At 60.4% G+C, this 15,252-nt stretch carries 11 protein-coding genes; 2 read left to right on the top strand and 9 right to left on the bottom strand.

Going from position 1 to position 15,252, the window contains the following annotated elements:
• Nucleotides 1-127 precede the first annotated feature (127 nt).
• The 6 genes from HX814_RS02880 to leuC form a co-directional block, all read right to left on the bottom strand.
• Nucleotides 128-1,138, bottom strand: a complete 1,011-nt coding sequence (locus HX814_RS02880; RefSeq protein WP_003212668.1) for an aspartate-semialdehyde dehydrogenase — start codon at nucleotides 1,136-1,138, stop codon at nucleotides 128-130.
• Nucleotides 1,139-1,386: 248 nt separating this feature from the next.
• On the bottom strand, nucleotides 1,387-2,499 hold the full coding sequence (gene asd / locus HX814_RS02875; RefSeq protein ID WP_003212667.1) for an aspartate-semialdehyde dehydrogenase: 1,113 nt from the start codon (nucleotides 2,497-2,499) through the stop codon (nucleotides 1,387-1,389).
• Between the two features lie 64 nt (nucleotides 2,500-2,563).
• Entirely contained in the window at nucleotides 2,564-3,646 is a 1,083-nt protein-coding gene (gene leuB, locus HX814_RS02870) for a 3-isopropylmalate dehydrogenase (protein ID WP_003212664.1), read from the bottom strand.
• Nucleotides 3,647-3,699: 53 nt separating this feature from the next.
• A complete protein-coding gene (locus tag HX814_RS02865; protein ID WP_003212662.1) occupies nucleotides 3,700-4,464 on the bottom strand; it encodes a class I SAM-dependent methyltransferase in 765 nt (254 codons plus the stop codon).
• Nucleotides 4,465-4,610: 146 nt separating this feature from the next.
• Nucleotides 4,611-5,255, bottom strand: coding sequence for a 3-isopropylmalate dehydratase small subunit (gene leuD / locus HX814_RS02860; RefSeq protein ID WP_003212660.1), 645 nt, complete (start codon nucleotides 5,253-5,255; stop codon nucleotides 4,611-4,613).
• Nucleotides 5,256-5,265: 10 nt separating this feature from the next.
• Entirely contained in the window at nucleotides 5,266-6,684 is a 1,419-nt protein-coding gene (gene leuC, locus HX814_RS02855) for a 3-isopropylmalate dehydratase large subunit (RefSeq protein ID WP_008438759.1), read from the bottom strand.
• 145 nt (nucleotides 6,685-6,829) lie between these two features.
• Between leuC and HX814_RS02850 the strand changes: the two genes are divergently transcribed.
• A complete protein-coding gene (locus HX814_RS02850) occupies nucleotides 6,830-7,720 on the top strand; it encodes a LysR family transcriptional regulator (protein ID WP_003212656.1) in 891 nt (296 codons plus the stop codon).
• Between the two features lie 64 nt (nucleotides 7,721-7,784).
• Entirely contained in the window at nucleotides 7,785-11,090 is a 3,306-nt protein-coding gene (locus HX814_RS02845) for a bifunctional diguanylate cyclase/phosphodiesterase (RefSeq protein WP_003212653.1), read from the top strand.
• Here HX814_RS02845 and HX814_RS02840 read toward each other — a convergent pair.
• From HX814_RS02840 to HX814_RS02830, 3 genes are all read right to left on the bottom strand, one after another.
• On the bottom strand, nucleotides 11,003-11,494 hold the full coding sequence (locus tag HX814_RS02840; RefSeq protein WP_177009376.1) for a DUF1266 domain-containing protein: 492 nt from the start codon (nucleotides 11,492-11,494) through the stop codon (nucleotides 11,003-11,005). The genes HX814_RS02845 and HX814_RS02840 overlap by 88 nt on opposite strands.
• A 167-nt stretch (nucleotides 11,495-11,661) precedes the next feature.
• Nucleotides 11,662-13,626 (bottom strand): hypothetical protein, encoded by a 1,965-nt coding sequence (locus HX814_RS02835; RefSeq protein WP_177009375.1) that lies wholly within the window; start codon nucleotides 13,624-13,626, stop codon nucleotides 11,662-11,664.
• A 221-nt stretch (nucleotides 13,627-13,847) separates the two neighbouring features.
• Nucleotides 13,848-14,801, bottom strand: a complete 954-nt coding sequence (locus HX814_RS02830; RefSeq protein WP_218174974.1) for a hypothetical protein — start codon at nucleotides 14,799-14,801, stop codon at nucleotides 13,848-13,850.
• Nucleotides 14,802-15,252 lie beyond the last annotated feature (451 nt).

The following is a 15,252-nucleotide window of genomic DNA, read 5'->3' as shown; positions in this document are numbered from 1 at the left end:
CGAGAAGGTGGGTAACCGCTGCCATTAGGCATGGCGAGCCGATAGGTCACCGACGCGCAATTTTTCCAGCTTGGGCCAAGCATAGCGCTTGGCTAGAATCAATCTACAAATTGCCGCCAAGTATCTTTTACACAAGGCCTTTTATCAACAACTGCGCCAGCTGTACGGCGTTCAGTGCCGCCCCTTTGCGTACGTTATCTGACGCCAGCCACATATTTAGTTCCGCGGGGTCATCAACACCGGCACGAACCCGGCCCACGTAGACCACGTCCTGACCGACCGCATCGCCCACAGCCGTGGGGTAATCGCCCTCTTCCACCAATTCGACACCCGGTGCCGAGTCCAGGGCACGGTTGACGGCAGCGAGATCCACCGCTGCCCCCAATTGCAGTGACACAGTCAGGCTATCACCAAAAAACACCGGGGCTTGAACGCAAGTGACGGAAATCTTTAGCAAAGGCATTTCCAGCACGGCGCGCAATTCGTGCACCAGGCGTTTTTCCAGGGCAGTGTGGCCTTGCGCGTCAGGCTTGCCGACCTGGGCCAGCAGGTTAAAGGCCATTTGCCGGTCGAAGAACTTCGGCTCCAGCGGGCGCACATTCAGCAACTCGGCGGTCTGCCGGGCGAGTTCGCTGACAGCCTCACGGCCCTGGGCGGAAACGGCGAGGTTGGCGGTGACGTTAACGCGCTGAATGTCCAGCAAGCCGCGCAGTGGCGCCAGCACCACGGCCAGGGCAGTCGCCGACGGGCTTGGGCTGCTGACCTGATAAGGTTTTTTCAGGCCATCGAGGATCTGCGCGTTGGCTTCCGGCACTACCTGCGGCGCCTGATCGGCCGGCAAGGCGCCGGACAAGTCGATCAGGGTGCAGCCCGCAGCGGTGGCGCGCGGGGCAAAACTCAAGGTGACCGCAGGGCCGGCGGCGAAGAACACCAGTTGGACTTTGCTGAAATCGAATTCATCGACTTCCCGCACCCGCACGTTCTTGCCACGAAACGGCACCGAATGCCCGGCCGACTCGCTGCTGGCCAACAGGTGCAGGCTGCCTACCGGGAAGTCCTGCTCTTCGAGGATCTGCACCAGGGTTTCGCCAACGGTGCCGGTGGCGCCGATCACGGCAATATCAAAGGTCTGGGTCATGGGGGCTGCCTCGGGCATTGCGGGGGGAGCGGCACTTTACCGGGTGGCTGGGGGTGAGGCAATTAACCTGGGGGTTGTGGTGTGGCTGATGGCCTCTTCGCGAGCAAGCCCGCTCCCACATTTGATCGCATTTCAACTGAAGAAACTCGCTCGAATGTGGGAGCGGGCTTGCTCGCGAAGAGGCCCGAGCGCGCAATAAAAAACCCGCGCCTGTCACCAGAACGCGGGTTTCTTATTACCAGCAGCGATTACCGCTCCAGCAAGATCCGCAGCATGCGACGCAACGGCTCAGCCGCGCCCCACAGCAGTTGGTCGCCGACGGTGAACGCACCCAGGTACTGCGTACCCATGTTCAGCTTGCGCAGACGGCCAACCGGCACATTCAGGGTACCGGTCACCTTGTTCGGGCTAAGTTCCTGGATGCTGATATCACGGTTGTTCGGCACCAGCTTGACCCAAGGGTTGTGCTGGCTGATCAGCCCTTCGATATCGGCGATCGGCACGTCTTTGTTCAGCTTGATGGTCAACGCCTGGCTGTGGCAACGCATGGCGCCGATGCGCACGCAGATACCGTCCACCGGGATCGGGCTCTTGAAGCGACCGAGGATCTTGTTGGTCTCGGCCTGGGCCTTCCACTCTTCACGGCTCTGGCCGTTAGGCAGTTCCTTGTCGATCCACGGGATCAGGCTGCCGGCCAATGGCACACCGAAGTTCTCGGTCGGGTAGGCCTCGCTGCGCATGGCCTCGGCCACACGGCGGTCGATGTCGAGGATCGCGCTGGCCGGGTCAGCCAGTTGATCGGCGACAGCGGCGTGGGTCGCGCCCATCTGCTTGATCAGTTCACGCATGTTCTGCGCGCCGGCACCGGAGGCCGCCTGATAGGTCATGGCGCTCATCCACTCCACCAGGCCGGCTTCGAACAAGCCGCCCAGGCCCATCAGCATCAGGCTGACGGTGCAGTTGCCGCCGATGTAGTTCCTGGTGCCCGCGTCCAGTTGCTGGTCGATCACCTTGCGGTTGACCGGGTCCAGCACGATCACCGCGTCATCCTGCATGCGCAGGCTGGAAGCGGCGTCGATCCAGTAACCCTGCCAGCCGGCTTCGCGCAGCTTGGGGAAGACTTCGCTGGTGTAGTCGCCACCCTGGCAGGTCAGAATGACGTCGAGGGTCTTCAGTTCTTCAATGTTGTAGGCGTCCTTGAGCGGAGCAATGTCCTTGCCCACGGACGGCCCTTGACCACCTACATTGGAGGTGGTGAAAAACACCGGCTCAATAAGATCGAAATCCTGCTCTTCCAGCATCCGCTGCATGAGCACGGAACCGACCATACCGCGCCAACCGATCAGACCTACACGTTTCATCGCAACTACACCTTGTTCAAAAGTGGGCCGCCTTGCAGCAACATCTGCAAGCGGGCCCGAGAGATTACAGATTCCGCAGCGCGGCGACTACTGCGTCGCCCATTTCTTGCGTACCGACCTTGGTGCAACCCTGGGACCAGATGTCGCCAGTGCGCAGGCCCTGGTCGAGCACCAGGCTCACGGCCTGCTCGATGGCATCCGCGGCGTCGGTTAGGTTGAAGCTGTAACGCAGCATCATCGACACCGACAAAATGGTCGCCAACGGGTTGGCAATGCCCTGCCCGGCGATGTCCGGCGCCGAACCGTGGCACGGTTCGTACATGCCCTTGTTGTTGGCATCCAGGGAGGCCGACGGCAGCATGCCGATGGAACCGGTAAGCATCGAGGCCTGGTCGGACAGGATGTCGCCGAACAGGTTGTCGGTGACGATCACGTCGAACTGCTTCGGTGCACGCACCAACTGCATGGCGGCGTTGTCGACGTACATGTGGCTCAGCTCGACGTCCGGGTAGTCCTTGGCGACTTCCTCGACGATTTCACGCCACAGCTGGCTGGACGCCAATACGTTGGCCTTGTCCACCGAGCAGACCTTCTTGCCACGCACACGGGCCATGTCGAAACCGACACGGGCGATACGGCGGATTTCACTCTCGCTGTACGGCAGGGTGTCGTAGGCCTGACGCTCGCCATTCTCCAACTCGCGCACGCCCCGTGGCGAGCCGAAGTAGATACCGCCGGTCAGTTCGCGGACGATCAGGATGTCCAGGCCCGCGACGATTTCCGGCTTCAGGCTGGAAGCGTCCGCCAGTTGCGGGTAAAGGATCGCCGGGCGCAGGTTGCCGAACAGGCCCAGTTGCGCACGGATCTTCAGCAGGCCGCGCTCAGGGCGGATGTCACGTTCGATCTTGTCCCATTTCGGGCCACCCACGGCGCCCAGCAGCACGGCGTCGGCTGCGCGGGCACGCTCCAGGGTTTCGTCGGCCAGAGGCACGCCGTGCTTGTCGATGGCCGCGCCGCCGATCACGTCGTGGCTCAGTTCGAAGCCCAGGCTGTACTTGGCGTTAGCCACTTCCAGCACCTTGACCGCTTCGGCCATGATTTCCGGACCAATGCCGTCGCCAGGGAGAATCAGAATCTGCTTGCTCATGCGTTCCTCATTTCATCAAGCGACCCGCCCGTGGGCAGGTCGGGAAAAATTAATCAGCGTTCGGCCCACACCACCAGCACGTCGGTGCTGAAGGTGCCGTCGGCTTGAATCTCGAAATAATCGCGCACTTCCTGGCCCATTGCCTTTTGCAGCTCCAGGATCGCGGCACGCAATACCTCTGGGGTGCGCATGCGCTCGACCCACGAGGTGTATTCCAGGCGCAGGCGCTGGCGGCTGCTGTTGCGCACATGCAAACCGGCTTCGCTGAGCTGGCGCATCCACTCGCCGGCGGAATAGTCACGCACGTGGCTGGTGTCGCGCAGCACTTCGACGGTTTGCAGGTAAGTGTCCAACAGCGGGCTGCCCGGTGACAAGACGTCCACGAAAGCGGCCACGCCACCCGGTTTGAGCACCCGGCGCACTTCACGCAGGGCCAGGCCCAGGTCGCTCCAATGGTGCGCCGAGTAGCGGCTGAACACGAAGTCGAATTCGCCATCGGCAAACGGCAGGCGCTCGGCGGCGCCGTGCACGGTGCGGATGTTGTCCAGGCCACGGTCCACGGCAGCGGCGGCCACCACGTCAAGCATCTGTTGGGACAGGTCGTACGCCACCACTTCTTTAACCAACGGTGCCACGTTGAAACTCACGTGACCGGCGCCGCAACCCAGGTCCAGCAGTCGTGCAGCGCCCTGCCCGGCCAGTTCGGCCTGGAGCAGCGCGAACTCGGTGCCTTGAGCATGTACTGCGCTGCTCAGGTAGGCCGAGGCCTGTTCGCCGAATTGTTTTTGCACGACTTGGGTGTGGGCAGTGCTGGTCATGATGATGTCCCTGGTTTTTGTGTTGCTGTTGCTGGCCCTTTCGCGAGCAAGCCCGCTCCCACATTCGACCGAGTTCCTTCAGTTGAAATGCAATCAAATGTGGGAGCGGGCTTGCTCGCGAAGGGGCCAGTCCGGTCTACATGGAATCAAGCGTCGCGAAACAACCAAGGCTGGCTGGCCCGGTGTTTGGTTTCAAACGCGGCAATCGCATCGCCGTCCTGCAAGGTCAGGCCGATGTCGTCCAGGCCATTGATCAGGCAGTGCTTGCGGAAGGCGTCCACTTCAAAGTGATACACCTTGCCGTCCGGACGGGTCACGGTCTGCGCCGCCAGGTCGATGGTCAACTGGTAGCCCACATCGGCTTCCACCTGCTGGAACAACTCATCCACTTCGGCATCGCTCAAGATGATCGGCAGCAAGCCGTTCTTGAAGCTGTTGTTGAAGAAGATGTCGGCGTAGCTCGGCGCGATGATGCTGCGAAAGCCATATTCTTCCAGGGCCCACGGCGCGTGCTCACGGCTGGAGCCGCAACCGAAGTTTTCCCGGGCGAGCAACACGCTGGCACCCTGGTAACGCTCGGCGTTGAGCACAAAGTCCTTGTTCAGCGGGCGCTTGGAGTTGTCCTGGTAGGCGTAGCCCACGTCCAGGTAGCGCCACTCGTCGAACAGGTTCGGGCCAAAACCGGTGCGCTTGATCGATTTCAAGAACTGCTTGGGAATGATCTGGTCGGTGTCCACGTTGGCACGGTCCAACGGCGCGACTAAACCGGTGTGTTGAGTAAAAGCTTTCATCGGGTATTCCTCAGATCAATTCGCGAACGTCGATGAAACGACCGTTGACGGCAGCCGCAGCAGCCATGGCCGGGCTGACGAGGTGGGTACGGCCACCGGCGCCCTGACGCCCTTCGAAGTTACGGTTGGAGGTGGACGCGCAATGCTCGCCCGACTCCAAACGGTCCGGGTTCATCGCCAGGCACATCGAGCAACCCGGCTCGCGCCATTCAAAACCGGCTTCGAGGAAGATCTTGTCGAGGCCTTCGGCTTCAGCCTGGGCCTTGACTAGGCCCGAACCTGGCACCACGATCGCCTGCTTGATGGTGGAGGCGACTTTGCGGCCCTTGGCGATCACCGCCGCAGCGCGCAAATCCTCGATCCGCGAGTTGGTGCAGGAGCCGATGAATACGCGATCCAGCTGGATGTCGGTAATCGCCTGATTGGCTTTCAAGCCCATGTACTTCAAGGCGCGCTCAATGGAACCACGCTTGACCAGGTCGGTTTCCTTGGCCGGGTCCGGCACGTTCTGGTCAACGGCCAACACCATTTCCGGCGAGGTGCCCCAGCTGACTTGCGGCTTGATCTGGGCGGCATCGAGGGTAACCACGGTGTCGAACACCGCATCGGCGTCGGAAACCAGGTCTTTCCAGGCTTCGACAGCGGCGTCCCAATCAGCACCGGCAGGTGCGAACGGGCGACCCTTGACGTAGGCAATGGTCTTTTCGTCCGCCGCCACCATGCCCACGCGGGCACCGGCTTCGATGGACATGTTGCAGATGGTCATGCGGCCTTCGATGGACAGGTCGCGAATCGCGCTGCCGGCGAATTCGATGGCGTGGCCATTACCGCCGGCGGTGCCGATCTTGCCGATCACCGCGAGGACGATGTCTTTGGCGGTGACGCCGAAAGGCAACTCACCTTCCACCGACACCAACATGTTCTTCATTTTCTTGGCGACGAGGCACTGGGTGGCGAATACATGTTCCACCTCGGAAGTGCCGATGCCATGCGCCAACGCGCCAAACGCACCGTGGGTAGAGGTGTGGGAGTCACCGCAGACCACGGTCATGCCAGGCAAGGTGGCGCCCTGCTCCGGGCCGATCACGTGAACGATGCCCTGGCGCACGTCATTCATCTTGAATTCGGTGATGCCGTATTCGTCGCAGTAATCATCGAGGGTCTGCACCTGGAGGCGCGACACGGTGTCGACGATGGCGTCGATCCCGCCTTTACGCTCCGGTGTGGTCGGCACGTTGTGGTCCGGGGTGGCGATGATCGAGTCGACGCGCCAAGGCTTGCGCCCGGCCAGTCGCAGGCCTTCGAACGCTTGGGGCGAGGTCACTTCATGGATGATGTGACGGTCGATGTAGATCAGCGACGACCCATCATCGCGCCGTTTCACTTCATGGGAATCCCAAAGCTTGTCGTAAAGCGTTTTGCCGGCCATCACGCGGTCCTCATCAGGTGTTTCTATGCCCCGGGCCTTGAACGATTCAATAACCCTTTGGCTTGTGAGGCTGATGGTATGGCGCTACATTAAATAACTCAAATTCATATTTTTTATGCTTTGGATTACCAACTGGAATAGCACAATGGACCTGGCCAACCTCAATGCCTTTATCGCCATCGCCGAGACCGGCAGCTTCTCCGGTGCCGGTGAACGCCTGCACCTGACCCAACCGGCCATCAGCAAGCGCATCGCCGGCCTGGAGCAACAATTAAAGGTGCGCCTGTTCGACCGGCTGGGGCGTGAAGTCGGCCTCACCGAAGCCGGACGGGCGCTGCTGCCCCGGGCGTATCAGATTCTCAATGTACTGGACGACACCCGCCGCGCCCTGACCAACCTGACCGGCGAGGTCAGCGGTCGTCTCACTCTGGCCACCAGCCATCACATCGGCCTGCACCGCTTGCCACCGGTCCTGCGCACGTTCACCCGGGAATACCCGAATGTCGCGCTGGACATTCAGTTTCTCGATTCGGAAGTGGCCTACGAAGAAATCCTCCATGGCCGCGCCGAAGTGGCCGTAATAACCCTGGCGCCGGAGCCCCACACGCTGGTGCGGGCCACCCCGGTGTGGGACGACCCACTGGATTTCGTGGTGGCGCCGGAACACAGCCTGATCAGCAACGGCAGCGTCAGCCTGGCGGACATCGCCCGGCACCCGGCGGTGTTTCCCGGCGGCAACACCTTTACCCACCATATCGTGCAGCGGCTGTTCGAGGCCCAGGGCCTGACGCCAAACATCGCCATGAGCACCAACTACCTGGAAACCATCAAGATGATGGTCTCCATTGGCCTTGCCTGGAGCGTGTTGCCGCGCACCATGCTCGATGACCAGGTGGCACGCATCGCTTTGCCGGGCATACAGCTCAGTCGCCAGCTAGGCTATATCGTGCACACCGAAAGGACGCTGTCGAACGCTGCGCGGGCTTTCATGAGCCTATTGGATGCACAGGTCGATCTGCCAGGGAATCAGGCTTGAATCGCCGTGGCCCGTAGACCGTGGAACCCGCGCCGAACGCCCATCGAGCCAAGGCCCTTTGATAATGCGCAACCCCGTCGATACCGTGCCACCCCTGCCCCGCATCTACGCCCTGGACCCACAGGAGGCGGAGCAAAGCTGGGACAGCGCGCCGCAACTGCTGGCGGCGCTCAACGCTGCCCGGCTGGGCGCCTGGAGCTGGGAAATCGATACCGGCCGGATCAGCTGGTCCCGAGGCACTCAGGCCCTGTTCGGCTTCGACCCGCGCCAGCCGCTGCCTGAAGACCTGGAGTACCTGGACCTGCTGGCCCCCGAGGACCGCGCCAAGGTGGTCCGGGCCTTTCATGCGGTGCTGGCCGGCGAACCCGCTGTCCAGGCCATGCACCACCGTATCCAATGGCCCGATGGCAGCCTGCACTGGCTGGAAATCAACGGCAGCCTGCTACCGGACAAGGCCGGGCGTCGTCGAATGATCGGGGTGATCCGCGAAATCACCCACCAGCGCGAGCGCGAACACGCCCTCAGCCATTCGGAAAAGCGCTTCGCCACCCTGTTCCATTTGTGCCCGCTGATGGTCCTGCTGACCCGCCAGGCGGACGGCCTGATCAGCGAAGCCAACCAGTATTTCGAGAGCCTGTTCGGCTGGCCGTTGGCCGATGCCATTGGCCGCAGCACATTGGAGCTGGGCCTCTGGGTACACCCGGAACAACGCGCGCATCTGGTCAAGGCCACCCAGCGCAAAGGCGCCCCCATCACCATGGAAGTGCAGTTTCGCGCCAGCAACGGGCAGGTCCACGATGGCACCCTCAGCGCCCAGAAAGTCGAGCTGGACGGCGAGGACTACCTGATCAGCACCTTCCTCGACACCACCGAGCGCAAGAATGCCGAGCAGGCCCTCAAGGACAGCCAGGAACGCCTGGACCTGGCCCTGGACTCGGCGCAACTGGGCACCTGGGACTGGCACATCCCCAGCGGCATGCTCTATGGCTCGGCCCGCGCCGCCCAATTGCACGGGCTGGAACCCCAACCGTTCCACGAATCCTTCGAGGCCTTCTTTGAAGGCATGCCCCAGGAAGAGCGCGAGAGCATGCGCAACGCCTACCGCACCCTGCGCGAAGGCCCGGCGGGCAACTACCAACTGACCTACCGCGTGCAACTGGAAGACGGCAGTTCGCGCTACCTGGAAAGCCGCGCCCGCCTGTATCGCGATGACACGGGCGTACCGTTGCGAATGGCCGGGACCCTGCTCGACATCACCGACCAGGTTGAACGGGAGCAGCGCCTGATCGCATCCGAAGAAAAATTCGCCAGCCTGTTCCTCGCCAGCCCCGACCCAATCTGCGTGACGCGCCTGGAGACCGGCCAGTTTATCGAGATCAACCCGGCCTTCACCCAGACCTTCGGCTGGACCGCCGCCGAGGTGCTCAACAACAACGCCGAGCAGATCGGCTTGTGGGAGGAGTCCAGCCAACGCCTGCAGCGCATCGAGCAGGTGATCCGCGAACAATCCCTGAGCAACGTGGCAATCACCGTTCATCACAAGAACGGCCAGACCCTGAACTGTGTGATATCCAGCCGCCTGATCCAGGTCAGCGACCAACCCTGCATCGTCACCACCCTGCGGGACATCACCCAACAGCAACGCTCGGAAGCGGCGCTCAAGGCCAGCGAAGAGAAATTCGCCAAGGCCTTTCATTCCAGCCCCGATGCGGTGTCGATCACCGAGCGCGATACCGGGCGCTACGTGGAGGTCAATGACGGCTTCTGCCGCCTCACCGGCTACCGCGCCGAAGAAGCGATCGGCCTGACGCTCTACCAGATCGGCATCTGGGCCGATGAAAACCAGCGCGCGGCGTTATTGGCCGAGTTGCAGATCAAGGGCCGCATTCATCACCTGGAAATGCTCTGGCACAACAAGCGCGGCGAAGTGCTGGCGGTTGAAGTGTCGGTGGAGCCCATCACCCTCAATGAAACCCCCTGCCTGTTGCTGACCGCCCGGGACGTCAGCCTGCTGAAAAACGCCCAGGCGCAGATTCGCCACCTGGCCTATCACGACCCCCTGACCAACCTGCCCAACCGCGCCCTGCTGATGGACCGCCTGAGCCAGCAGATCGCCCTGCTCAAGCGCCACAACCTGCGGGGCGCCCTGCTGTTTCTTGACCTGGACCATTTCAAGCACATCAACGATTCCCTCGGCCACCCGGTCGGCGACACGGTGCTGAAGATCGTCACTGCACGCCTTGAAGCCAGTGTGCGCATGGAAGACACCGTGGCACGCCTGGGCGGCGATGAGTTTGTGGTGCTGCTCAGCGGCCTGGAAGGCACGCGCCCGCAAGTCAGCACTCAGGTCCAGGAGCTGGCCGATACCCTGCGCGAACTGTTATCCGAACCGATGTTCCTGGATGGCCACCGCCTGCAAGTCACCCCGAGCATCGGTGTGGCGCTGATCCCCGATCACGGCTCAACCCCGGCAGATTTGCTCAAGCGCGCCGACATCGCCCTGTACCGGGCCAAGGATTCAGGGCGCAACACCATCCAGATGTTCCACAACAGCATGCAGAAAACCGCCAGCGAGCGGCTGCGCATGGAAACCGACCTGCGCCTGGCCCTGTCCCGCGGCGAGTTCAGCGTGCATTACCAACCTCAGGTGGATGCGCGCGGCAACACCATCGTCGGCGCCGAGGCCCTGGTGCGCTGGCAACATCCGCAGTTGGGCGCACAGTCCCCGACGGAATTCATCAAGGTCCTGGAAGACAGCGGCCTGATCCTTGAAGTGGGCACCTGGATCCTCGACGAAGCCTGCAGCACCTTCGCGCAGTTGATTGCCGAGGGGCTGGTAGACCCGCTGAACTTCAGCCTGTGCGTCAACATCAGCCCGCGGCAGTTTCGCCAGAATGATTTTGTCGAACGGGTAGAACGCAGCCTGCGCACCCACCACCTGCCTTATACCCTGCTGAAGCTGGAAATCACCGAAGGCATCGTGATCCAGAATCTGGACGACACCATCAGCAAAATGCGCCGCCTGAAAAAGCTCGGCGTGAGTTTTGCGATGGATGATTTCGGCACCGGCTATTCGTCGCTGACCTACCTCAAGCGCCTGCCGGTGGATGCGCTGAAGATCGACCAGTCGTTTGTGCGCGACGCCACCCATGACCCCAACGATGCGGAGATCATCCGCGCCATTGTGGCCATGGCGCGCAGCTTGAACCTGGACGTCATTGCCGAAGGAGTGGAAACCCCTGAGCAACTGGCGTTTTTGCAGGGGCTTGGGTGTCATTTGTATCAGGGGTATCTGCACAGTCGGCCCTTGCCGGTGGAAGGGTTCAGGCAGGTACTGAAGCGAATGCCCCAGGCCACTTCATCGGAATAAGTTGCACCGGATTTTCCTGATGGGCAGCTGCTTTTTGAGCCTGTAGGTTCAAGTGCTTTCCATTTTCGGGCACACCTACCATGCAGGATGCAAAGCACTCCCCGGCGCTGCTGGGCGGCGCGACGCGTATGCCTGCGGTGCAACGGATGGTTACCGCATTGTTTGGCCGTCTCCCCTACCGTCACCCATTGATGGTAGGCCTCGTTGAGGTGACGTGCATGGCCGTTGTCCGCCAGGGACAACATGCCGAACAACTGGTCGCGATCATTGATTCCCCAACTGCCTTCGAGATCAATAGGGGAAGGACCCGCATAGAAAGCCGGCTCGAGATAACCGGCGCCAGGGTTGATGGACACCATGGGAGCAGACAGGGCATACAGCCAATGCTGTTGAATTTCATCCATGAGCAGGAGGTTCCAGAGTCGATGAGAGTAGCCGAGGCCAACTACGTATGCGGACACAGATTGCAAGGCATATGCAGCCGGCTACCATCGGACTTGTCTTTTCTGCGCGCAGAAAAAAGACCACGAGATCTCGTGGCCTGTGTTTCTCAAACTCTGCACCTTTAAACCTAAACCAGCGTTAGCGCGGTGCCCTCTTCATCCATCCAGCTTGATGATTTCAGTGGGTGTTTATACCCGTAATCATCAAAAGCCCCATCAACGACGACAACAGAATGCATGAAGTTCGCCAACGTGCCGGTTGCACCATCTGCCAGCGCCTGGACGCTGCTGCTTCGGGTAAAGGCGAACAAACCCAGACGCCGCAGTGCATCACCGGGGGTCTCGCCATCATTGAGCGTGCTCATCGCCGCTTCAAAGCTCTCGCCGGCACGAAACTCGTGGTTCTCCATTTGCGCCCGCTTGGCGCTGACGGCGTACAGGAAATTCGCATCCTTGAGCAGGCCGGCGTCGGTGCCTTTGAAATTCGAGTGTTCCCGGGCTGTTTTCAGTTCTGCATGGGTCAAGCTGACCTTGCTGGAATCGCGCATCGTCACGGTGTAACCGTCGCGGGTCTCGGTGATGTTTTTATAGATGCCCCGGGGACTTTGCCCATACTTCATCATCGCCGCCTTGATCGCCGATACCGTGACACAGTTCCCCTCGACACCTTGATAGAATCCACTCCAGATATCCCCAGGCTTGACCCCGACCGGTACATTGGAAATAGGCGGGGGCCGCGAGCTTGAACCAACGGGCACTCCGTCCGGTACCTCCTCGGCGAGCATGTAGCCATAAGATTTGACGATCGATGGCTTGTCACCATTGCTGTGCTGCAGGCCATCCAGTACCAAGGCACTCGAATAGCCAAAAGTACTGACCACCCCCACCGCGCCCTGCTCCTGCATCTTGGCGGGTGGCACGATGCGCAAGAAGCCAGTCATGCCCAAGCCCTTCAACACGCGGTATTCCGTATCGCCTTTGAGCGTGTTCGATAAAACCTTTTCAAACGATGCCCCAGGGTCCTGGTCACCGCGGGTCATCTGCTTGCGCTTCGTGTACGCCGCCAGCATGAAGTTGGCCTGCTTCACCGCGTCGGGGTTGTTCCCAGCGAATCGCGAGGCCGTGGTCGCTTGCTGCAACTCTTGCCGGGAAAAATGCAGTTCGAAACCGTCCTTCATCGTGATGTCATAACCGTCTCCCGCCGGGCTGACTTTCTCGAACATATCCGTGGCGTCTGGACCAAACCTCATCATCATCATTTTTATGACGCAGGCATGGCTGCTGCCATCAACAACCTCACCGAATCCTCGCTCGGCCGCGTTAAATCCGCTGAGAATGTCAACGGGCTTGCGGCCACGCCGGGTGGACGGCGTATCGACGTGGGGAACATCGACCGGAGCAACCGGCACATCTCGCTTGACCGGCTTAGCCGTTTGCCCCTCCTTGTCCAGCACGTAGACGTAGGGACGGTCGGGGCGATATTGACGGTCAAACCGATGCGCCACCCCATCCCGAATCAACGCGGCACCGAAGTTATGCGCCTCCATGACGCCGACGGAGTTCCTGCCGACGAGTTGCTCCGAAGGGATCTGCTGCATAAAACGGCCCATGCCCATGCCCTTGAGCAGGTTCGATGCAGTCTCACCCTGTAAGGACGTGGTCAAGGCCGCGTTAAAGCTGCTGCTGATACGGCTGTCGGAACTGGACAATTGTTTGCGCTTGACGAAGACAGCCAATGCGAAATTCGCGTTTTCCACTGTATTGGCATCACCACCGACAAATCTCGACGCTGAGGCAGTGCCATGCACTTCATGATCGGAAACATGCAACTTATAACCGTCTTTCAGCGTAACGTCATACCCCGAGCCAACGCGCTTTACTTCATCAAATAGATCAGCGCGCGCAGGACCGAAGGTCGATATCATCATCTGGATAACAGCAGAATGGCTGCTCGTATCAAAATGCTCACCGAACTGTCGCTCGGTAGAATTCAAAGTACTTACACTGTCGACGGATTTATTTTCACCCCCGTATACACGCGCAGGATGATGGACCGCCGTACTCATTGCATAACCCGTATTCATCGTAATCATGGAGCACTCCTTTAAAGGGCGAACACACAATAGCCCGTGGTAAACGCTGCCACCTGCACGTTGCGTTCAGGCATAAAAAGAAAGTGCATGAACACGGCATACAGTATTTTCTGCACGCGATGAACTGCACTCAGTCAGATAATAAGTTCAACAAGATCTAGTTATAGATTTAACGTGTTGCGCAGCAACGATCATCTTCTTATTGTTTTATGGACGGCCCGTTAGCCAACCAATGCAATAGCCCGTCCAAACCGCGGTCTTCCCGCTTTAGTCCCATACATCTCCTCACACCCATCAACCACTGCTACAGAGTGCCTGCTCCTGTTGACCATACCGATCAATGATTTATCAGCAAACGCACTGACCGGAACTTCTTTCATATGCTGGCGCAAGCCCAGACGCTTGAAGCCTTCCCCGGGCCCCGTTTCGTCCTCACCGTCGTTGAGGCTGTTTATCGCGGATTGAAAGCTCCTGCCTGCAGTCCCGTCATTGTTTTCCAGCATCGCTCGCTTGGCGCTGACGGCAAATAGAAAGTGCGCATCCTTGAGCATGCCGGGATCGCGCATCGGGACAAACTTCGAGCCACGCCTGGCTTGGGCCAATTCATCCTTGCTCAAATCCAGCGCGTACCCGTCACGCATGACAATGTGATAGCCATCACCCTTGGCTTGAACAGACTTGAAGATATCGGTCGGGCTTTGACCGAACTTCGCCATCGCCGCCTTGATCGCCGAAATGGTCACGCAATTACCGTCAGGGCCCTGGCGAAAACCGTTCCATATATTTGCCGGCTTGGCGCCGTTGCGCTTATCGGACAGATCAGGGAGCGGCTGCTGTGTTGGATCCGGCAGGGGTGCATCCGGCTTGGGCAGCACTGCCGGCGGGGGTGCAGGCGTTACCTTGGTCGCCACTGTATTCGCCAGTTCCTTGCCCGCCAGCAGGCCTTGCAACTGTGTAAAAAACTGGGTGAACAGTTCGAGGAGCTTTGCTAACAGCGGGGTGTCGCTGGCTGTGTTCCCAACGGTACTTTGATCGTTATTACCGAACGATGAGAGGACCTGGTTATTAACGAATACCGGCTGCACGGGAACCGATCGTCCTGGTGTGTTGCCGGTTTGCGAATGTTGATAATAGTTTCTGACCGCGCCCGCATTATTGATTTCTGAACAAGACATATAACCATCCTTCATCAAGGGCCCCCCGACGTTTTTTATCGGGAGCGCCTTGTTGAAAAAAACTGAGGAAGTGGCCGACTTACCTGCTTATCCGGCGGCCGGGATTAAACCGCCAGTCGTTGTCGAACGCTCGACGCCTGCCGCTGGTTTCGAACTCAAAGAAATCCTCAGACGGCCCTGGCGAAGTGATGTCCGGCTCCGGCTTATCCGGCTTCGGAGCATCTGGTTTAGGCGCATCCGGCTTCGGTGGGACCGGAGCGTCTGGCTTCGGCGGGACCGGGGCATCGGGCTTCGGTGGGACTGGCACGTCCGGCTTCGGCGGAACCGGTGCATCGGGCTTCGGCGGGACCTGTGCATCGGGCTTCGGCGGAACTGGCACGTCTGCCTTCGGCGGAACCGGTGCATCGGGCTTAGGCGGAACCGGCACGTCCGGCTTCGGCGGGACCGGTGC

The sequence above is a fragment of the Pseudomonas sp. C8002 genome (genome assembly GCF_013385765.1).
Taxonomy (GTDB): domain Bacteria; phylum Pseudomonadota; class Gammaproteobacteria; order Pseudomonadales; family Pseudomonadaceae; genus Aquipseudomonas.
Note: the sequence above shows the minus strand (reverse complement) of the source record. Positions and strands in the feature narration are given on the sequence as shown.

Excerpts from the sequence above, each read along its gene's own strand:
- HX814_RS02880 (WP_003212668.1), bottom strand. The coding sequence starts at position 1,138 with ATGACCCAGACCTTTGATATTGCCGTGATCGGCGCCACCGGCACCGTT.
- HX814_RS02840 (WP_177009376.1), bottom strand. The coding sequence starts at position 11,494 with ATGGATGAAATTCAACAGCATTGGCTGTATGCCCTGTCTGCTCCCATG.
- HX814_RS02830 (WP_218174974.1), bottom strand. The coding sequence starts at position 14,801 with ATGTCTTGTTCAGAAATCAATAATGCGGGCGCGGTCAGAAACTATTAT.
- asd (WP_003212667.1), bottom strand. The coding sequence starts at position 2,499 with ATGAAACGTGTAGGTCTGATCGGTTGGCGCGGTATGGTCGGTTCCGTG.
- HX814_RS02845 (WP_003212653.1), top strand. The coding sequence starts at position 7,785 with ATGCGCAACCCCGTCGATACCGTGCCACCCCTGCCCCGCATCTACGCC.
- HX814_RS02835 (WP_177009375.1), bottom strand. The coding sequence starts at position 13,626 with ATGATTACGATGAATACGGGTTATGCAATGAGTACGGCGGTCCATCAT.
- HX814_RS02865 (WP_003212662.1), bottom strand. The coding sequence starts at position 4,464 with ATGACCAGCACTGCCCACACCCAAGTCGTGCAAAAACAATTCGGCGAA.
- leuB (WP_003212664.1), bottom strand. The coding sequence starts at position 3,646 with ATGAGCAAGCAGATTCTGATTCTCCCTGGCGACGGCATTGGTCCGGAA.
- leuD (WP_003212660.1), bottom strand. The coding sequence starts at position 5,255 with ATGAAAGCTTTTACTCAACACACCGGTTTAGTCGCGCCGTTGGACCGT.
- HX814_RS02850 (WP_003212656.1), top strand. The coding sequence starts at position 6,830 with ATGGACCTGGCCAACCTCAATGCCTTTATCGCCATCGCCGAGACCGGC.
- leuC (WP_008438759.1), bottom strand. The coding sequence starts at position 6,684 with ATGGCCGGCAAAACGCTTTACGACAAGCTTTGGGATTCCCATGAAGTG.